This is a genomic window from Micromonospora parathelypteridis (genome assembly GCF_014201145.1).
Classification (GTDB): domain Bacteria; phylum Actinomycetota; class Actinomycetes; order Mycobacteriales; family Micromonosporaceae; genus Micromonospora; species Micromonospora parathelypteridis.
In genome coordinates this window covers 6182139-6200496 of the sequence record NZ_JACHDP010000001.1, presented here as the reverse complement: position 1 = coordinate 6200496, position 18358 = coordinate 6182139, and the positions used below count along the sequence as shown (strand labels likewise).

Genomic DNA, 18358 nt, shown 5'->3' with positions numbered 1-18358 from the left:
TCTATCACCGTCGATGGCAGTCACCGCGACCCACTCCTCCGGTCGTCGTGCAGGACGACCGGCCGACCACCACCACGCGCTACGACGCCGTGCCCGTCACTCGGCCTCCGCCAGCCTGCTGGGTCGTACCGCACCGCTGGCCCCCGCCAGCCGCCACGAGGAGGAACAGGTTCATGATCGACAAACACACCCCCACCAGACCGATGAGGCGCGGCCGCCTGCGGTTGCTCCTCGGCGCCGCCTGCGCCGCCGTCCTGGCCGTCGCCGGCACGATGACGGCCACCAACGCGTACGCCGAGGCCGATCGGACGGTCAGCTCGAACACCACCGGCACGCACAACGGCTACTACTTCTCGTTCTGGAAGGACAGCGGCAACGCCAGCATGACGCTGCGCGCCGACGGCCGATACACCAGCAGTTGGGACAGGAGCACCAACAACTGGGTCGGCGGCAAGGGTTGGGCCACCGGCAACCGACGGACGGTCACCTACTCGGGCAGCTACAACCCAGGCAACAACAACACCTACCTCGCCCTGTACGGATGGACCCGCAGCCCACTCATCGAGTACTACGTGGTGGAGAACTTCGGCAGCTACAACCCGAGCAGCGGCGCCACCCGGATGGGCACGGTCACCACTGACGGCGGCACCTACGACATCCTCCGCAGCCAGCGGGTCAACGCCCCGTCGATCGACGGCACCCAGACGTTCTACCAGTACTGGAGCGTCCGCCAGCAGAAGCGCTCGAGTGGCACCATCACCACCGCCAACCACTTCGACGCCTGGGCCCGCGCCGGCTTGAACCTCGGCACCAACCACAGCTACCAGATCATGGCCACCGAGGGCTACCAGAGCGCCGGAAGCTCCGACATCACCGTCCGGGAGGGCGGTGGCGGTGGCGGTAACCCGACCTCCGCACCCACCACCGGCAACCCCGGGACCGGTAACTGCACGGCGACGCTCTCCGCCGGCCAGCAGTGGAGCGACCGGTTCAATCTCAACGTCGCGGTCAGCGGCACCAGCAGTTGGGTGGTCAGCCTCGGCCTCGGCGGCGGCCAGAGCATTCAGAACAGCTGGAACGCCTCCGTCAGCGGCACGAGCGGCACCGTCACCGCCAGACCGAACGGCAACGGCAACAACTTCGGGGTGACGATCATGGCCAACGGCAACTGGACCTGGCCGACGGTCACCTGCCGCACGGGCTGACCCCGACCAACTCCTGACACTGCACGTCTGGCGTGGCGGCCTCGGCCGCCACGCCAGACTCCGTCGGGTCGACCGCTGGCGCCTCCGTCGGCTCCGCGGTCGGCGCCGTCGAACCGCTGGTCGGAGCTGCCGTCGGTTCCGAAGGGGCGCTCGCGGAGGTGGTGGGGTCCGGCGCATCCACACTGCTCACCCCGGACGGCGTGGCTTGTCCTGTCGGTCCTTCGCCTGGTGGACGCGTGGCCGTCGGGGTCGGGGAGCCGGTCGCTCGAACCGGCATGCCCCCGGAACCCTGCCTGGCCGGTTCGCCGCCACCAGCACCCGGGCCGGGGCCCTCGGGCGGCGACACCGACGGCGACACCTCGGGTCGCCCGGACGGGCCCGGCATCATCCCGGTGGGGTCGGCGATCACCAGGACGGCGGCCGCGGCGGCCAACGATCCGAGAAGCACCGCGAGCGCCTTGGGCCCAGGACTGACCGCCCGACCGAGCGCCGACCGCTGGGCAGCGATGCGCTCGGTGCGTACCCCGATCGAGGTCGCCCCGGTGGCCGGGTCGGACGGGTCCGCGAGTGCCTGCGCCGCGGCGGCCATGGCCCCCGCCGTCGGGAAGCGATGGGCGGGATCCTTGGCCATCGCGGTGGCGACCAACCGCTGTACCGCCGGCGGGACGTCCGCGGGCAGCGGCGGCGGCTCCTCTTCGAGGTGCCGTAGAGCCACCGCGAGGGCGTTCTCGCCCTGGTGCGGTGGTGCACCGGCGAGGCAGTGGTAGACGACCGCACCCAGCGCGTAGATGTCGATCGCCGGTGAGGTTTCGTTCTTCGAGACCTGCTCGGGCGCCATGTAGAGGGCGGTGCCGACGACCTGGTTCGTCGCGGTCAGGCTCGCCGCCTCCTGCGTCACGGCAACCCCGAAATCAACGAGTACGACGTGCCCGTCGGGCTCGATGATCAAGTTGTTGGGTTTGACGTCACGGTGGACCACGCCGGCGTCATGGGCTGCCTGCAGGGCGCGAGCGGTCTGCGCGGCGATCGACATCGTCTCGGCCACGTCCAGCCGGCCGACCTCGGCGATCCGCTCCGACAAGGGTTGTCCCTGCACACACTCCATCACGATGTAGGCGAGGTCCGGCTCACCGGAGCGGGACACTTCCCCGTAGTCGTAGACCTGGGCCACACCCGGGTGACGCAGGGCCGCCATCGCGCGCGCCTCGCGGCGGAACCGCTCTGAGAAGCCGGCGTCGCTGACCAGCCGGGCCTGCAGCATCTTGACGGCCACGCGGCGGTCCAGGGTCTCGTCAACCGCCCGCCACACATCACCCATACCGCCGCTGGCGATGCTCTCGACCAGGCGGTAACGGTTTCCGATGACTTGCCCCACACTCGGCATAAAGCTTCCGGTACCCCGGACTCGCCGATCTCAAGCACCGCGTCGGCGAAGAGCCATCGGTGGCCGGCCCCGCCGCTGCTCGACGGGGCCGGCTCGACCGACTGCGGGTTCGGTCAGCTGTTCAGTCTGGCGAGCAGGGCGGATGCCATGCCCTGCTCACCGCGGGCGTTCGGGTGGAAGGGGGCAGCCGAGTTCTGTGGCACCAGTCCCTCGACCCACCGAGTGCCGCTGCCCTTGCAGGCGTCGCGGCCGATCGACGGGGTGTAGACGTCGGCGTAGGTGGCGCCGTTCGCGGTCGCGACGCTGGCCAGCATCGCGTTGAGTGACTTCTCGATGCCCCGCAGGTACGGCACGTCCTGGTAGGCGATCGGCACGACGGGCCAGCAGCCGTAACCGGTGTCCGGCAGGATCGCCGGGTACCCCAGTACCACCACCCGCGCGCCCGGCGCGGCCTGGCGGACGGCCTGCAGCACGGTGGTCACCTTCGGCGTGGCGGCGACGATCCTCGCCTGCAACTGGTCGACGCCGCCGGCGGTGTACCGGTTCTTGCACGGCGATCCGAGCGGGCTGCTGAGGCTCGCCTCCGCGCAGTCGCCGATGATGCCGGAGAAGCCGATGTCGTTGCCGCCGATCTGCACCGTCACCAGCGCGGTGTTCGACGTGACCGCGCTGAGCTGCGGCGGCACCGTGATGCCCAACTGGCCGCTGCCACCGTAGAGGATGTCGTCCGTGGTGGCGCCGGAACAGCTCACGTCGGCGAACGACGACGAGCCGGCGGACGCGGCCACCAGCGACGGGTAGTTGCGGTTGGACCGCAGGCAGTTCAGGTCGACCTGGGTGGGAATCAGCGGACCGGCGGCGTACGAGTCGCCCAGCGCGACATATCGGCCGGCGGGCACAGCGGCGCTGGCGGGCGTGGCGACGGTGAGCAGCACGCCGGCGGTGGCCACAGCGAGTGCGGCCAACCGGCTGGCTGCCCGTAGGCGGGGCAGGCGGGGACGGGTCATGACGCCTCCCAGAGGGGATCACGGTGGTGGTGGTGCCGAGATCCTGTCGCCGCCGACGCCGGACGTCAATATCGATGAGCCTCACTAAATGCTGTTCCGAGGTGTGGGATGGATCGGTGGTGCTCAGACCAACGGCGCATACCACTGAGCGCCGGTGACCCGGACCCGCCTGGACTGCTTGCGGTTCCACTCCACCCGCATGCCGTGCTTGCGAAGCACCGGGAACGCGACCTCGTCCAGTAGCCGTTCCAGGTCGGCCTGGTAGTTGGCCTGCTGTTCGGCCTCCGACAGGCCCGCGTAGGCGACCTCGTCGAAGTCGGCCGGAGGATAGACGCCGTAGCCGAGGTAGACCTCGCCGTCCTCGCTGGCGAGCAGCGACTCCGTGTCCTGCTGGTGGTACCAGAGATAGCCGCGCCAGTGCCGGGAGTCATCCCGCTCGTCGTGGATCTCGGCGCTCGCGCAGGTGCCACAACAGCTGAAGTTCTCCCGGGCCAGCACGCCCAACCCGTTGAGGTCGGCGAAGGCGCGGGTGAGGTTGCCGCGCACCTCGCCCCACTCGCGCTGCTGCTCCCGCCGAACAGCCAATGCCTTCTCGTACGCCGCGAGCAGTTCCTCGTCGGTGGCGCCGCAGCGCTCCTCGTCGTCGTCGAAGAAGTCGACGAACTCGTCGGCGTCGTCCTCACCACGCACGACCCAGGCCCAGAGCTCGTCCTCGATCACGCTGCGGCCCGGCTCGAGGATCCGATCGGTCAGGAACCTGATGCCCTCGGGGCGATCGTTGTACGTCCATCCGTTCACGCCGACGATCGTCACACGGACCTACGACGCTCCTCGCCTAGGGCGGCTAGTTCCCGGCCGGCACCTGGTCCTTGACGTCGTCGTAACTGGCCTTTCCGGGTGCCTCAACGGGCGCGTAGATCACGCGGAGCACGCCCGTCGGAAACGCCTCCGTCGCCAGCACGCGCAGGTGGTAGGCGGTGTCGCCCTCGTCGAACAGCTTGCGGCCCTTGCGCGCCGCCACCGGGTGCACCAGCAGGCGCAACTCGTCGACCAGCCCCGCGGCGAGCAGCTGCTGCACCACCGAGATCGACCCGGGGATGAGGATGCCTCGGACGCCGGCGTCGGCCTTGAGCGCGGTGACGGCACCGACGAGATCACCCGCGATCAGTTCCGAGTTGCGCCAGGGAAATTCCAGCGACTGCCGCGTGACGACGACCTTGCGCACATCCCCGAGTCGCTTGGCCAACCCTGCGTCCTCCCCGCCGGCGGCCTCGCGGTCAGGCCAGGCGCCAGCGAAGCTGTCGTAGGTCTCACGGCCGATCAGCAGCACGTCCGCGGCGTCGTAGTCCTCGGTGACCGCCCGACCCATGTTCTCGTCGAAGTACGGGAAGTGCCAGTCCGGGTCGATCTCGGCCACACCGTCGGCCGAGATGAACAGCGTGGAGATGACCTTTGCCATCGCGGGGATCCCTTTCATTTGCCGTTGAGGTATATACCTCTGGGTCATATTTATACCGCAGAGGTATATGACTCACAGTGACAGGACAGCGCTCCCACGAGCTCAACCTCATGAATACATCAGGTGCAGCGTCATCCCGGCGTCGGCGTGCGCCAGGTTGTGGCAGTGGTTGGCCCACATTCCGGGGTTGTCCGCCCGGAACGCCACCTCCCACACCTCGCCCGGTCGGACGTCGAACGAGTCCAGCCACAACGGACTTCCGACCGCCGGCTTCCCGTCGCGCGACAGCACCAGGACGTGATGGCCGTGCAAATGCCACGGGTGCACGATCTGAGATCGGTTGACGATCGTGAACCTGATGATGTCGCCGAGGCGTACGACCTGCGGCGGGATGTTCGGGTCGGCCGCGCCGTTGACGGTATGGGCGTAACGCGGAAGCAGTTCGTGCAGGTCGAGGCCGCGATCGAGAACGAGGGTGAACCGCTTGTCGATCCGGGACCACGGCGCCGGGGAGGCGACGCCGTAGCTGAGCGGGTCCAGCACCGGCCAGGCGCCCGTCGCGGTCGACACCGCCCCGGTCGTGTAGACCACACGGCCGTCGACGAACAACGCCACCGGCGTCGCGGGCGCGTCGAACACCAGGTCGTAGCGACCCCCTGCCGGGATCAGCACCGAGGTGTCCACGAGCGACGTCGGGCCTCGCAGGTCGAAGCCGTCGATCGCGGCGACCCGGAACGAGGTCCCGGCCAGGGCATAGCGGTGCGTCGTGCTGTCGGTGTTGATCAGCCGTAGCCGCACCGGGGTGCCCGCCTCGACCCGTTCCGTTCTCGGCGCGGGCAGCGGCCGACCCGCCAGCGTGTGCACCGGCACCGTGACGTCGAGGCCGGTCATCGGCCCCGGACGGACCACCAGCACACCGTAGAGACCCATCCGCACGCCGACGTCGGAGACCGAATGCGTGTGGTACCAATACGTACCGGCCTGATCGGCGCGGAACCGGTAGACGAATTCCTGTCCGGGCAGGACCGCCGCCTGCGTCACGCCGGGCACTCCGTCCTGACTGTTCGGCACGTCGTACCCGTGCCAGTGCAGCGTGACGCCTCGTTCGATGTCCCGGTTGCGCAGCGTCACCTCCACGACGTCGCCGACCACGGCGGTCAGCTCCGGTCCGGGTACCTGCGCATCGAACGCCCACGCCGCGACGTCGCGGCCACTCACCCGCACCGTGGCGGTGCCGGCCGTCAGGGTGAACCGCCTGGTGGGTTCGCCGACGGTCCGCGCATCCCGATACGCATGATCATGGGGTACGGCGGGCGCGCCGTCCGGAGCGGCCGTCAGCCCGGTTCCGGCCACCAGCGCCGCGACCGCCACCACGAGGGTCGCCCGGGACACCGTCCGCGACGGGCGCGCGCCGAGGGCACGCCACGAGACCGCCGTCGCCGCGACGACCCCGGCGACCGCGAGCAGCCCCGCTCCCGCCGACGCCGGATAGCCGTGCAGGACCGTCACGAGCAGGGCGCCGCTCGTGGCGTACCCGGCGAAGAGAAGCGGGACCGCGACGGACCGGATGTCGCCCGGGGCCCGCAGCAACCGCGGCCCGGCGACGGCCACCGCCGCGAGTGACAGTGGAGCGGCGATGAGGACCTTCTCCGCCGCGAACCACCAGCCGGCGCGGGCGAGCGCGGTGATCGTGATCGCGCGGGCGAGCGTGGCGAGCAGCGCGAAGGCCGCCAACCCCAGCGCGAGCGGGCGGCGCCGGGCGGCCGACGCGGCACCTCCGCCCAGCCATCCGCCGGCCGCGAGGACCGCGATCACCAGGTCGGCCGCGAGCAGCGAGCCCGTCGTCATACCGGCTCCCCTTCGCGGACGGTCACACCGATGGCGTCGGCCGGCGCCGGGTTGGCCAGCTCTCGCGCCGCCCGAAGGATGCCGACGACGACGTGCACCGCGATGATTCCGTTGACGGCGTGCAGCCCCGCGATGGTCAGGCCGAACGGACTGCTGACGCCCGCGGCGTCGGTGGACCCGTTGGCCAGCATGGCGGTGAGCGCCTGCACCACGACGAGGCCGAACGGCAGGATCGTCAGCCCGATGAGCCGGCCCGGCGCCCTCGCCAGCGCGGCGAACAGAATCGTGAGCAGGGTGAGGACCGGGATGATCACCATCCCGTTGACACTGTGCAGCGCGTACGAATCGTCGTCCGCTGGCTTCGTGAACGCGCCCACGGCGGCGAGGACGAACTGCAGGGCGAACGCGACGAGCAACAGAATGCTGACGATGACGAATGCCTTGCGCATGGTGACCTCCTAGAGGTGAGCCGAAGCCAGGGCTCGGGCGACATGGTCGGTGGCCGTGATCGCCCCGTAGGCGACCAGCCGTACGAGGTCGGCGTCGGCCGGATGGGAGAGCCGCCAGAGAGCGACGTCGCCCACGGTGATCGCGCTCGGTGCGAACGCCGCCAGCAGCGCGATGCGCGTTCCGACGCGATCCCGGCCGGGCACGTCCCGGACCAGGTCGACGGCCCAGTCCGCGGGCCTGGCCGGGAACCGCCCGTCCTCCCAGCGCACGGTGGCCGCGACGGTCTGGCGCGCCACGTCCCCCAGGAGGTCTCCGCCCGGTGCGGCGGCGTCCTTCAACGACGCGTACGCGACGCCGACCGGGCTGTCTCCCGCCCAGCCGGGTGGCGCGGTCGTGCCGGCCGGGAGGAGCGGGAGGCTTCGGCCGGGTTCCTTCGGCTCCCGGGCCGCCCTGGCGTAGAGCCGCCCTCCGACCGACCGCACCAGCGGGGACCGTTGCAGGCCACCGGGGAGCAGATCGGGATCGAGCAGCGCCGACACGATCCGGTTGACGAAGTGGAAGGCGAGCAGTGTGCCGGTTACCTCCGGGCGGTACGGGCTGGCCCAGTCGGCGGCTTCGGGGCTGCGGCTTGCCTGGGCCCAGGCGATGAGCTCGGCGTGCCTCGGTTCAGGTGGTGTCCCACCCCGGGCGACGGCCTCGGCCAGCTTCGGTTCGCCCAACGCGTGTAGCAGCATCACGTGGGCGTCGACGCAGAACTGACAGCGGTTTGCCCGGGAGACCACCGACGCGACGAGTTCGCGCTCGACCCGGGAGGCGTCACCGGCGAGCAGGGCCTCGCGCATCAACGCCCAGGTCGCGGCCAGCACCTCCGGCACCGCCGAGAGCGCCTGGAAGGTGGGCAGCGGCCCGAGGAAGTCGTCCGACAGTTGGCGGTAGACCGCGGCGGTCAGACCGGTCGTGGTCGACGCTCTCGCCGGGGTGAAGAAGCGGTATGTCATGGGCTCGATGCTTGTCTCGACGAACCGGGAAAACGTCGTGCCGCCGCAGGCACTTGGCCGGTAGCCGATACCGCGTCGGCGGTACGCCCTCCTACCGCAGCCGGTGGATGCCCCCTGATGACGGCCCGTTCTACAGTTCGACCATGCGTCGCGACCTGCCGTACGCCCTCAGCGGCCCAGCCCTCGGCGCCCTCCTGCTCGGCAACGCCGCGCTCGCACCGGACGCCGCGCAGGTTGGGGCGATCGACGTCGTCCTGGTCCTCGCCATGGCGGTGGCCGTGGCGGTGTGCCGGCGGTACCCGGTGGTGGCGCTGAGCGTGGTGACCGTAGCCATGCTGGCCCTCCACGTCCGGGTACACCCCGGGGTGTCCGCCGCGTTCCCCGTTCTCGGCGTGGTCTACGTCGCCGCCTGGCGGGGGCACCGGTCGGCCGCCGCCGTGGCCAGCCTCGCCTTCCTCGGTGGGTTCCTGGCCCGCGACATCTCGGTGGCGCCGGCCGGCCAGGCAGGCCAACTGATCGTCGAGCGGACGGCCCTGCTGCTGGGTTGGTTCGTGGCGGCCAACGTCGCCGGGCTCGTCGCGCGGCAGCGCCGGGCATACCTGGAACAGGTCGAGCAGCGGGCGATCGAGGCCGAGCGCACCCGCGAGGAGATGGCGTTGCGTCGCGCCGGGGAGGAACGCCTGCGCATCGCCCGCGACCTGCACGACTCCCTGACCCACAGCATCTCCGTGATCAAGGTGCAGGCCGGGATCGCCGTGCACCTGGCTCGCAAACACGGCGAGGAGCCGTCGGCAACGCTGTTGGCGATCCAGGAGGCCAGCGGTGCCGCGATGCGGGAGCTGCGCACGACGCTCGACGTCCTGCGCTCCCCCGCCGACGAAGACCGCGTCGGGTTGGCCCGGGTGGACGAGCTCGCCGAGCGGACCAGGGCGGCCGGCGTACCGGTGCACGTGACCGTCAGCGGTCCGCCCCGGGACCTGCGCGCCGAGGTCGACGAGGCCGGGTATCGCGTGGTCCAGGAGGCGCTGACCAACGTGGCCCGCCACGCGGGGCTCGCCACCGCGCACATCCACGTCGAGTACACCCCGGAACAGCTCACCGTCTCGGTCACCGACGACGGCCAGGCGTCACCGGCCGGGCTGATGACACCGGGTGTGGGCCTGCGCGGTATGCGCGAGCGGGTGACCGGAGTGGGCGGCACACTGCGAGCCGCGGCTCGCGACGACCACGGGTTCGCGGTACGGGCCACCTTCCCCCTGGACGAATCGGCATGACCGAGCGCTTGCGCGAGGTCCAAGCAGCTCAGTCGCCCGCGGATCGTGCCGTCTCCGACCGGAGGGAGGAGCCGGCATGATCCGCGTGTTGCTCGCCGACGACCAGGCTCTGATGCGAGCCGGATTCCGCGCCCTGCTCGATGCCGAGGACGACCTGGAGGTCGTCGGCGAGGCCACCGACGGCACCTCGGCCGTCCAACTGTCGCGACGTCTGCGCCCGGACGTCGTGCTCATGGACGTGCAGATGCCGGGGCTCGACGGCATCGAGGCCACGAGGCGCATCGCCGCTGATCCCGACCTCACCGCGACGCACGTCCTCATCCTCACCAACTACGGGCTCGACTCCTACGTCTTCGCCGCCCTCCGCGCGGGCGCCAGCGGTTTCCTCCTCAAGGACGCCGACCCCGCCGACCTGCTGCAGGCCATCGCCGTCGTGGCCCGCGGCGACGCACTGCTCGCGCCGGCCGTCACGCGTACGCTGATCAGTGAGTTCGTGTCCGGCCCACCGCCGGCCGAGCCGGCTGCCGGACGCGACGTGCTGACCACCCGCGAGCAGGAAATCGTCGAGTTGGTCGGCAAGGGGCTGAGTAACGACGAGATCGCCCTGCGCATGGTGATCAGTCCGTTGACCGTCAAGACACACGTGAATCGCGCGATGATGAAGCTGCATTGCCGCGACCGCGCCCAGTTGGTCGTGTGGGCGTACGAGTCGGGACTGGTCACTCCGCGCCGCCGCTGACCGTCAGCGAGGTCCGTTGGTCGCTGGACCACCCCGTCGGCACACGACGAAGGTCTGACGCACTAACATTGCCGCCGTCCGCGACGGCTCTGCTGAAACGAGGCGACATGCGCTGGCTCCGGCGGTTGCTGGGCGGTAGGCGGGTCCAGCTCGATCCGGAACGACAGCAGGCGCTCCTGCAGGACGTCCAGCACCGATACGGCGCCCATGCGCAGATCCGGTTCACCGAGCAGGTCGAGACGCTGACGGCGACGCTGGACAGCGACGACGGCCTGGTGGTGGCAGCCCGGGTCGTGGGCCAGGTCGCCGATGAGGCCCACGTGGACCTGCAGGCCCAGGCCCAGGAGATCCTCCGACGGACGGGCCGGCGGCTCCTGGTGCACCGCCGCAACTACCGACCGCTGTGGAGGGAGGCCGGACCCGCCCTGCGGTGGCCGCTGTTCGCGTTGCCGTCCGGCTTCCACCCGTACGCGCAGGTGGCCGCCGCCGTCGCGGTGGTCGGCAGCCGGGCGCACCGGCTCGACCGGGTGACCGACCCGAACCCGCTGCTGACCCGAGTGTTCGAGGTGCTCGACCTCACCACCGCCGGCTGGGAGTACGGCCGGGTGCGGGTGGACACCCATGCCGCCACTCTGGCCGATCAACTGATCACGAGCGCCGGGCAGGTCCTCGCGGCCATCGACGACCCGCCGCGGCTGCCACCTCCGATCCGTGAGTTGATGCGCCGGAACAACACCATCGACGTGCACGACCCGGCCGGCCCTCGGGTAGTGGGTGGGATCAATCTGGGTGCGAAGATGCGCGAGCATTTCCTGGTCTGAGGGCGCCGGGCGGCCGCGACGACAGACGCCGGACGGCCTCGACGACAACTGCGCGCAACCGCTTGCCGGTGTACGGAATGCCGCCTGAGCATGTGCGCATGGGGCCAGGTGTCATTCTCGGGGTCGACGTGGGCACCACGGCTGTCCGGGCGTCCACTTTCGCGTTGGACGGCACCGTGCGGCACGTCGCGACGCGGACGTACCCGCTGCTTCAGCCGGTGCCCGGCTGGCAGGTTCAGGATCCGGACGTGCTCGTGGCGGCCACTCTGGAGGCGATCGCCACCTGTGTCGCCGACACCGCCGGGCCGGAGGTGGTCGCGCTCGCGCTGAGTTCCGCCATGTACGGCCTGATCGGGCTGGACGCGGACATGACGCCGAAGACGCCCCTGCTGACCTGGCGGGACTCACGGTCGTCGGAGGCGGCCCGCGATCTGTGGACCTCCGGCCAGAGCCAGGAGCTGCACCGGTTGACGGGCACCCCCGTGCACCCGAAGAGCCCTCTCTGCAAGCTCCTGTGGTTCGCCCGCCACGAGCCGTATCTCTGCACGACGACGCGGTGGTGGATCGGCCTCAAGGACTATGTGCTCCATCGCCTCACCGGACGGCTGGTGACCGAGCTGTCCTCGGCGTCCGGCACGGGGATGCTCGACGTCCACCGTCGGGTCTGGAGTCCGGCCGTGCTCGACCTCGTCGGAGTGTCGGAGAGCCAACTGCCCCCGGTCCTGGCCACGACGGCGTTGCTGCGGCTGTCGGCGGCGGCCGGACGGGCTGTCGGCCTGCCGGCCGGTACACCCGTGGTCCCGGGTGCGGGCGACGGCCCGTCGGGCAACCTGGGCGCCGCCGCGATCGACAGCGCCGTCGGTGGCCTGACGCTCGGGGCCACCGGGGCCCTGCGTACGGTCGTCGCCGCTCCCCTCACCGACCCGGCGGAATCCCTCTTCTGCGCCGCGTTGACCGAGGACGCCTGGGTTGTCGGCGGATCGGTCGGCAACGGCGCCAACGTCGTACGGTGGGCGGGACGCGCCCTCGCCCCCGACCTGCACCCGACGTCCCGGGACGGCCGTCCCGAACCCGAGCTCCTGCGTCTCGCCGAGCGGGTTCCCCCGGGAAGCGACGGCCTCGTGATGCTGCCCTATCTGCGGGCCGACCGGGCACCGGCAGGGGGGTCGGGCCCACCCGGCGCGTATCTGGGGCTGCGGAGCGAGCACACCCGCGGCCATCTGGTGCGGGCCGCCGTCGAGGGTGTGTGCCTGCAACTCGGCGGTGTCCGAGACCGCCTGGCCGAGCTGACGCCGATCAGCAGCGTACGGCTGACCGGCGGCGCCTTCCGCGCACCGTTGTGGCGCGAGGTGATGGCCGCGGTTCTGGACTGTCCGGCCCAGGTTGCGGGCGAGACCGATGACGCCGCCCTTGGCGCGGCCGCGCTCGGGCTCTTCGCCATCGGCCTCGCAACCGACCTCAAGGGGGCCGTCGCCCTGCTCGATCCCGAGGGGGCCCGAACCGAGCCGATCACGGTCGACCCGAGCCTTGCCACGGCCTATCGCGGTCTGCGCGCGAAGCTGCCCGCGCTCGTCACGGTCGTGGGACGCCTGGGCGAGATCCTCGACGAGGTGGCGGCCGGCCCGGGCGTCGACTGGCGGGTCGGCGCGACGCCGCGGGACACCCTGGGTGGTTGACCGGGCCGGCCTACGCGCTGCCCGGGCGTCAGTGCTCGGGATCCTCCTTGACCTGGGCCACGAGCTGGGTCGGGTTGACGTAGCGCAGTGCGACGACGAGCAGGACGAGCATCATCGAGGTGTAGATGACCGCCATCGCGTCGACCGACTGCTGCGCCCTGATCCCGGACGCGGACATCGAGTAGTAGAGCGCCACGACGAGGGTCTGTGAGTCCGGTCCCGCGGTCAGGAAGGTGAGCTCGAACATGCCGACGGTCCGGACGAGGACGAGGATCGCGGACGCGAGGATGCCCGGCACGAGCAACGGCGTGAGGACCCGGAGGAACACCGTCCGCAGGCCCGCGCCGCACATGCGCGCAGCGCTCTCGATCCGCGGGTCGATCTGCTCGATGAAGGGGGTCATGGTCAGGATGACGAAGGGCACCGAGGGTACGAGATTGGCGAGCACGACCCCGGACATGTGCCCGGCCAGGCCGAACTTGTAGAGGACGGTCGCCAGCGGGATGCCGTACGTGATCGGTGGCATGAGGATGGGCAGCAGGAACACGAGGAAGATCAGCCGCTTGCCGGGGAACGACCGTCGCGCGAGGACATAGGCCGCCGGCACGCCGATCAGCAGCGAGAGGCCCACGACGAGCACGGAGACTTCCAGGGTCACGACGATGACCTGCAGAAGCGCGAACTCGTCCCAGGCCCGGCCGTACCAGCTCGTGGTGTAGCCGTCGGGCAACCAGGTGTCGAACCAGCGCCGGCCGAACGAGCTGACCAACACGGACGCCACGACGCCCAGCAGGTTGAGGAAGAAGAAGATGACGACGCCCCACACGATCCAGGCGGCCGGGCGCGCGGTGATGCGCCGCCGTCGGTCGGTGGTGGCGGGGGGCCGCGCTGGTCGCGCCCGGGTGATCGTTGCCATCAGCCCTTGCCTCCGGTGGAACCTGTGTAGAAACGGCTGCGAGCGGCCAGGACCAGCGCGATGACGACCAGCTCGACGAACCCCATGATCATCGCGATCGCCGACGCGTACGGGTAGTCGTACTGCTCGTACGCCGCCTGGTACGCGGCGAGGGAGATGACCCGCGTCTCACCGGCCGGGTTGCCGACCAGGACGGCCGACGGGAACACGCTGAACGCCAGCACGAACGTCAGGCAGAAGGTCGTGGCCAGGCCCGGCATCAGCAGCGGGAGGGTGATCCGGGTGAACCGGCGACGCCAGTCCGCTCCCAGCGTCGCGGCCGCCCGTTCCAGGGTGGGGTCGATCCCGGAGAGGTAGGAGAGCACCAGCAGGAACGCGAACGGGAAACCGGTGATCACCAGTGAGAAGAACACGCCCCAGTAGTTGTGGGTCAGCCGCACCGGCTCGTCCACGAGGTTCGTGGCGAGCAGGATCCGGTTGAACCAACCGGTCGGGCCGAGGAAGTTCAGCAGCCCCTGGGCAGTGAGGACCGTGCCGAGCGTGATCGGCACGACCAGCAGGGTGGTGACCAGCCGCTTGCCCCGGAACCGGCCGCGCATCCGGTAGGCGATCGGCACGGCGGCGAGGACGTTCAGCAGCGCGGCGGGCAACGCGATCCGCAGGGTGATCCAGATCGTGCCCCGCTCGTAGGAGTCGGAGAAGAACCGGGCGTAGTCGCTGAACGGCCCGCCGTCGGTCGGCTGGAACGACAGCGTCAGCCCGTAGAAGAACGGGTAGAGGAACAGGGCGATGACGAAGACCAGGGCCGGCACCAGCAACCAGAGCTGACGGTCGATGCCCCGCTCGGCGAGACGGTGCTGCCAGTGCGCCATCGGTCTGCCGGGTCCGGCGCCGCTCACCGCGTTGCCCCCGAGGTGTCCGCGAGGCGGTCGGGCCGGGCGTCGGTCTCCCGCGTCGCGTCGGCGGGAAAGACGAGAAGCCGCTGCGGATCCATGGAGAGCTTGACCTGGTCGCCCGGCGCGACCCGCTGCTCGGTACGCAGGTGCAGCAGTTGGCCGGTGTCCGTGCGGGCCTCGGCCGCCAACTCGCGGCCCTGATACTCCACCACCTCGATGGCCGCCGACATGGTGTTGGGCGTCTCGCCGGGGCCATCGACGCGGACGTCCTCGGGGCGTACCGCGACCACCACGTCCGACCGGGCGGGGAGGTCGCCGATGACCTCGCCGAGCAGGCGGTGGCCGGACGACTCGACCGTGGCCCGGGTGCCGTCCACCTGCTCCACCCGCCCCCGCCACAGGTTGCGGTAGCCCATGAAGTCGGCGACGTGCCAGTTTGCCGGCCGGGTGTGCAACTCGCGCGGCGACCCGATCTGCTGCACCCGCCCCTCCCGCAGCACCACCAGCCGGTCGGCCAGGGACAGCGCCTCCTCCTGGTCGTGGGTGACGTAGACGGTGGTGAGCCCCAGCGACTGGTGCAGCCGGCGGATCTCGGTACGCATCTCCAGGCGCAGTTTGGCGTCGAGGTTGCTCAACGGCTCGTCCATCAGCACGAGGGACGGCTCGAACACGACGGCACGGGCGATGGCGACGCGCTGCTGCTGACCACCCGATAGCTGGCCGGGGAGCTTGTCGACGTGGTCCTCGAGGCGCACCAGCCGCACCGCCTCCTCCGTACGCCGGCGGGTCTCCTCCTTCGGCAGCCGCCGCATGCGCAGCCCGAAGGCGATGTTCGCCCGGACGGTCAGGTGGGGGAAGAGGGCGTAGCTCTGGAACACCATGCCGAAGTCGCGGCGCTCCGGTGGCAGCGTGTCAATCCGGCGCTCGTCCTGCCAGATGCTCCCCTGGGTCAGCGGCAGGAGCCCCGCCAGGCAGTTCAACGCGGTCGACTTGCCGCAGCCGGACGGGCCGAGCAGGGCGATGAACTCGCCCGCCTCGATGGTCAGGTCCAGCTCGGTGAGCGCGTCCTGGCCGCCGAACCGACGGGACACACCGTCCAACCGCAGCTGGGAGAAGGCGCTCATCCCTGCTTGACCTTCCCGCCGCCGATCTCGCGGTCCCAGCGGTTGAACGCCGCCACGAGGCTCTTCGCGTCGAGCGGGACCTCGGTCGGGTTGCCGGCGATCAGCGCGTCGTACTCGGGGCGGCCGAACTCCCGGATCGCGTCCTGGCTCTTCTGCGGCGCCGACGAGAGCCCGACGTCCTTCACCGCCGGACCCGGGTAGAAGTAGCCCTCGTCGTACGCCTTCGCCTGCTGCTCGGGGGTGAGCATGAACGCGAGCAGGGCGAGCACTGCGGCCTGCGTGTCGGTCGAGATGCCCTTGGGCAGCACGGCGTAGTGCGCGTCGGTGACCCAGTGGAAACCGTCGAGCGTGGCGATCCTGGCGTCCTTGGGCACGGTGCCCAGCACCCGGGGGTTGATGTCCCAGCCGGTCGTGCTGACGATCAGGTGAGCCGTGCCGTTGGCGAGGTTCTTCATGGTCTCGGCGGTGCCGGACGGGTAGTAGTCGACGTACCGGCCCAACTCCTTGAGGAAGGCCCACGTCTTGTCCCACCCCGCCGTCGGATCCTTGGGGTTCGTGTCGCCCAGGATGTAGGGCAGGCCCATCAGGAACGTCCGGCCAGGGCCGGAGTTGGCCGGCCGGGCGTACTGAAATTTCTTGGGGTTGCCCTTGGCCCAGGCGAGCAGGGCTTCCGCGCTGGTTGGCGGTGTCGGCAGCCGGGACGGCAGGTATTCGAGCAGCGGACCGGACGGGTAGTAGGTGACGGTGACGCCGGCGTTGCCGGCGAGCTGCTGCATCGCGGCGGCCGGTTGCAGGTAGTTGCGCATGCCGCCGAGGCGGTCCTGGAACTTCGGCAACACGTCGAGCCAGAGGCCCTGCTCGATCCCCGCGGCCAGACCGTCGACGCCGGTCAGCACGAGACCGATGTCCACCCGGTCCGCGCCCTGCTGAGCCTTGATCTTGCCGGCCAGCTCGGGCGCCGGCGCCTTCGAATAGGTCACCCGGGAGATCACCCCGGAGTTCTTGGAGACGAACTCGTCGATCATCCCCTGCGTCAGCTGCAGGTTGCCGGCGACGTCGAGAACGTTGAGCGTCACGGCCCGACCAGGACGCTCCGGCACCTCGCCCGTGGTGTCGCCCGAGGACTTGCCGGGACTGTCCGGCGCCCCACACCCGACGGCGCCCACGAAGAGCGACGATGCCGTGACCATGAGAGCGCCGCGCCGCGTCATACCCATGAGTCGTTCCCTTCATCGACTACCCGGACCGGCCAGGTAGGTCCACGCTGCGCTCAGGCGGGGTCGCCCTACCTGCGCCGTCCGTGAAGCATTGAGACAGCCGGCGCGGCCTCACGGCAATGGGTTGCCATGTATTGCCTCGCGCGAATGTGTCTAGGCGAACGGATTGTTGCGTGGGCGTTGCCGGGTACTCACCGACGTCATAGCATGATCACGGCGCGCAGCCGGGGGGAGCACCAGATGCCCGACCACACCAGGCCGCCCGACAAGAGGGTCACGATCTACGACGTCGCGCTCGAAGCCGCCGTCTCACCGTCCACGGTGTCCCGCGCCTTCTCCCGACCGAGCCGCGTCAATTCCGAGACCGCCGAACGGATCCGGCAGGTCGCCGAGCGGCTGGGCTACCGGACCAACCCCTTGGCGCGCGCGCTCACCACGGCCCGCACGCACATGATCGCGCTGGTCATCGCCGACATCACCAACCCGGTGTACGCCGAGATCGTTCGCGGTGCACAGGAGGCGGCGATCGGCGACGAATACACCACCGTGCTGATCGACGCCCAGGAGTCCGACCAGGTGGAACGGGCGGCCATCGAACGCACGATGTCGACCGTCGACGGCATCGTGCTGGCCAGCAGCCGGATGTCCGACTCGGCCATCCGGATGTTCGCCAAGCAGCGGCCGGTGGTGGTCCTCAACCGCGCCATCGCGGACGTGCCCTGCGTCGTGACGGACAACCCCCGTGGGGCCCGGAGGGCCGCCGAGCACCTCGGCGAGCTGGGACACGACCACATCACGTACGTCGCAGGTCCGGAGGCGTCCTGGCCGAACGGCATCCGCTGGCGGTCGCTGCTCGAAGCGGGCATGGAGCTGGAGATCAAGGTGCGCCAGATCGGCCCGTTCAGCCCGACCATCGAGGGCGGCGAGCGAGCCGCCGAGGAGTTGTGCGCTCGTCCGGCGACGGCGGTCCTCGCCTTCAACGACCAGATGGCGATTGGCCTCATCCGTGGTCTCACCCGCAAGGGCGTCAACGTTCCGGGCGACGTCAGCATCGTGGGCTTCGACAACATCCTCGCCGCCGACATCGTCACGCCGGGGCTGACCACGGTCGCGGCGCCGTTCTACGCGGCGGGCTCGGCCGCGGCCCGGCACCTGCTCACGATGATCGAGGGGGCCCCTGGGCACACCGGCCGGCCGATGGTCCTGCCGGTGCGGCTCGTGGTCCGCCAGTCGACGGCCCCGCGCAACCTGAGCCCGGGTCGGTCCCGCCCCCCATGGGTACGGCAGAGGCCCGCGACCCAGCCGGCGGCGCACCTGTCGTGAGGCCGGAAGGCCCGCGACAAG

17 protein-coding genes are annotated in these 18358 nt (G+C 70.6%); 6 read left to right on the top strand and 11 right to left on the bottom strand.

Annotated features, from left to right (window positions below):
- Positions 1–173 precede the first annotated feature (173 nt).
- Entirely contained in the window at positions 174–1205 is a 1032-nt protein-coding gene (locus HNR20_RS27875) for a glycoside hydrolase family 11 protein (RefSeq protein ID WP_184185797.1), read from the top strand.
- On the opposite strand, the gene HNR20_RS32800 is transcribed toward HNR20_RS27875, so the two are convergent.
- From HNR20_RS32800 to HNR20_RS27840, 7 genes are all read right to left on the bottom strand, one after another.
- A complete protein-coding gene (locus tag HNR20_RS32800; protein ID WP_375791642.1) occupies positions 1186–2580 on the bottom strand; it encodes a serine/threonine-protein kinase in 1395 nt (464 codons plus the stop codon). The genes HNR20_RS27875 and HNR20_RS32800 overlap by 20 nt on opposite strands.
- A 122-nt stretch (positions 2581–2702) precedes the next feature.
- A complete protein-coding gene (locus HNR20_RS27865) occupies positions 2703–3596 on the bottom strand; it encodes an SGNH/GDSL hydrolase family protein (protein ID WP_184185794.1) in 894 nt (297 codons plus the stop codon).
- Between the two features lie 123 nt (positions 3597–3719).
- Complete coding sequence (locus tag HNR20_RS27860) at positions 3720–4394, bottom strand: DUF6891 domain-containing protein (protein WP_184185791.1); 675 nt, start codon at positions 4392–4394, stop codon at positions 3720–3722.
- A gap of 46 nt (positions 4395–4440) precedes the next feature.
- On the bottom strand, positions 4441–5055 hold the full coding sequence (locus HNR20_RS27855; RefSeq protein WP_184185788.1) for a dihydrofolate reductase family protein: 615 nt from the start codon (positions 5053–5055) through the stop codon (positions 4441–4443).
- Positions 5056–5163: 108 nt separating this feature from the next.
- Positions 5164–6903, bottom strand: coding sequence for a multicopper oxidase family protein (locus HNR20_RS27850; RefSeq protein WP_184185785.1), 1740 nt, complete (start codon positions 6901–6903; stop codon positions 5164–5166).
- Positions 6900–7352, bottom strand: coding sequence for a DUF6220 domain-containing protein (locus tag HNR20_RS27845; RefSeq protein WP_184185782.1), 453 nt, complete (start codon positions 7350–7352; stop codon positions 6900–6902). The genes HNR20_RS27850 and HNR20_RS27845 overlap by 4 nt, the downstream gene beginning before the upstream one ends.
- A 9-nt stretch (positions 7353–7361) precedes the next feature.
- Positions 7362–8351 carry a carboxymuconolactone decarboxylase family protein gene (locus HNR20_RS27840; protein ID WP_184185779.1) on the bottom strand — a complete coding sequence of 330 codons (990 nt, stop codon included), beginning with the start codon at positions 8349–8351 and terminating at the stop codon, positions 7362–7364.
- 143 nt (positions 8352–8494) lie between these two features.
- On the opposite strand from HNR20_RS27840, the gene HNR20_RS27835 reads away from it, so the two are divergent.
- The 4 genes from HNR20_RS27835 (at position 8495) to HNR20_RS27820 (ending at position 12861) form a co-directional block, all read left to right on the top strand.
- Complete coding sequence (locus tag HNR20_RS27835) at positions 8495–9625, top strand: sensor histidine kinase (RefSeq protein ID WP_184185776.1); 1131 nt, start codon at positions 8495–8497, stop codon at positions 9623–9625.
- A gap of 76 nt (positions 9626–9701) precedes the next feature.
- Positions 9702–10364, top strand: coding sequence for a response regulator (locus HNR20_RS27830; RefSeq protein ID WP_184185773.1), 663 nt, complete (start codon positions 9702–9704; stop codon positions 10362–10364).
- A 107-nt stretch (positions 10365–10471) separates the two neighbouring features.
- Positions 10472–11185 carry a hypothetical protein gene (locus HNR20_RS27825; protein WP_184185770.1) on the top strand — a complete coding sequence of 238 codons (714 nt, stop codon included), beginning with the start codon at positions 10472–10474 and terminating at the stop codon, positions 11183–11185.
- A gap of 98 nt (positions 11186–11283) precedes the next feature.
- Positions 11284–12861, top strand: coding sequence for a gluconokinase (locus tag HNR20_RS27820; protein ID WP_184185767.1), 1578 nt, complete (start codon positions 11284–11286; stop codon positions 12859–12861).
- Positions 12862–12889: 28 nt separating this feature from the next.
- On the opposite strand, the gene HNR20_RS27815 is transcribed toward HNR20_RS27820, so the two are convergent.
- From HNR20_RS27815 to HNR20_RS27800, 4 genes are read right to left on the bottom strand one after another with little or no spacing between them, the layout of a single operon-like run.
- Entirely contained in the window at positions 12890–13777 is an 888-nt protein-coding gene (locus HNR20_RS27815) for an ABC transporter permease (RefSeq protein WP_184185764.1), read from the bottom strand.
- Positions 13777–14649, bottom strand: a complete 873-nt coding sequence (locus HNR20_RS27810) for an ABC transporter permease (protein ID WP_184185762.1) — start codon at positions 14647–14649, stop codon at positions 13777–13779. The genes HNR20_RS27815 and HNR20_RS27810 overlap by 1 nt, the downstream gene beginning before the upstream one ends.
- Before the next feature lie 23 nt (positions 14650–14672).
- On the bottom strand, positions 14673–15797 hold the full coding sequence (locus tag HNR20_RS27805) for an ABC transporter ATP-binding protein (protein ID WP_184185759.1): 1125 nt from the start codon (positions 15795–15797) through the stop codon (positions 14673–14675).
- Entirely contained in the window at positions 15794–17014 is a 1221-nt protein-coding gene (locus tag HNR20_RS27800; protein ID WP_184185756.1) for an extracellular solute-binding protein, read from the bottom strand. The genes HNR20_RS27805 and HNR20_RS27800 overlap by 4 nt, the downstream gene beginning before the upstream one ends.
- Positions 17015–17254: 240 nt before the next feature.
- On the opposite strand from HNR20_RS27800, the gene HNR20_RS27795 reads away from it, so the two are divergent.
- On the top strand, positions 17255–18337 hold the full coding sequence (locus tag HNR20_RS27795) for a LacI family DNA-binding transcriptional regulator (RefSeq protein WP_184185753.1): 1083 nt from the start codon (positions 17255–17257) through the stop codon (positions 18335–18337).
- Positions 18338–18358 lie beyond the last annotated feature (21 nt).

What these genes read in the sequence shown, in the direction of transcription:
- HNR20_RS27830 (WP_184185773.1), top strand. Translation starts at nt 9,702, where the DNA reads ATGATCCGCGTGTTGCTCGCCGACGACCAGGCTCTGATGCGAGCCGGA.
- HNR20_RS27840 (WP_184185779.1), bottom strand. Translation starts at nt 8,351, where the DNA reads ATGACATACCGCTTCTTCACCCCGGCGAGAGCGTCGACCACGACCGGT.
- HNR20_RS27855 (WP_184185788.1), bottom strand. Translation starts at nt 5,055, where the DNA reads ATGGCAAAGGTCATCTCCACGCTGTTCATCTCGGCCGACGGTGTGGCC.
- HNR20_RS27845 (WP_184185782.1), bottom strand. Translation starts at nt 7,352, where the DNA reads ATGCGCAAGGCATTCGTCATCGTCAGCATTCTGTTGCTCGTCGCGTTC.
- HNR20_RS27810 (WP_184185762.1), bottom strand. Translation starts at nt 14,649, where the DNA reads ATGGCGCACTGGCAGCACCGTCTCGCCGAGCGGGGCATCGACCGTCAG.
- HNR20_RS27825 (WP_184185770.1), top strand. Translation starts at nt 10,472, where the DNA reads ATGCGCTGGCTCCGGCGGTTGCTGGGCGGTAGGCGGGTCCAGCTCGAT.
- HNR20_RS27800 (WP_184185756.1), bottom strand. Translation starts at nt 17,014, where the DNA reads ATGGGTATGACGCGGCGCGGCGCTCTCATGGTCACGGCATCGTCGCTC.
- HNR20_RS27850 (WP_184185785.1), bottom strand. Translation starts at nt 6,903, where the DNA reads ATGACGACGGGCTCGCTGCTCGCGGCCGACCTGGTGATCGCGGTCCTC.
- HNR20_RS27795 (WP_184185753.1), top strand. Translation starts at nt 17,255, where the DNA reads ATGCCCGACCACACCAGGCCGCCCGACAAGAGGGTCACGATCTACGAC.
- HNR20_RS27820 (WP_184185767.1), top strand. Translation starts at nt 11,284, where the DNA reads ATGGGGCCAGGTGTCATTCTCGGGGTCGACGTGGGCACCACGGCTGTC.
- HNR20_RS27875 (WP_184185797.1), top strand. Translation starts at nt 174, where the DNA reads ATGATCGACAAACACACCCCCACCAGACCGATGAGGCGCGGCCGCCTG.
- HNR20_RS27835 (WP_184185776.1), top strand. Translation starts at nt 8,495, where the DNA reads ATGCGTCGCGACCTGCCGTACGCCCTCAGCGGCCCAGCCCTCGGCGCC.
- HNR20_RS27865 (WP_184185794.1), bottom strand. Translation starts at nt 3,596, where the DNA reads ATGACCCGTCCCCGCCTGCCCCGCCTACGGGCAGCCAGCCGGTTGGCC.
- HNR20_RS27815 (WP_184185764.1), bottom strand. Translation starts at nt 13,777, where the DNA reads ATGGCAACGATCACCCGGGCGCGACCAGCGCGGCCCCCCGCCACCACC.
- HNR20_RS27805 (WP_184185759.1), bottom strand. Translation starts at nt 15,797, where the DNA reads ATGAGCGCCTTCTCCCAGCTGCGGTTGGACGGTGTGTCCCGTCGGTTC.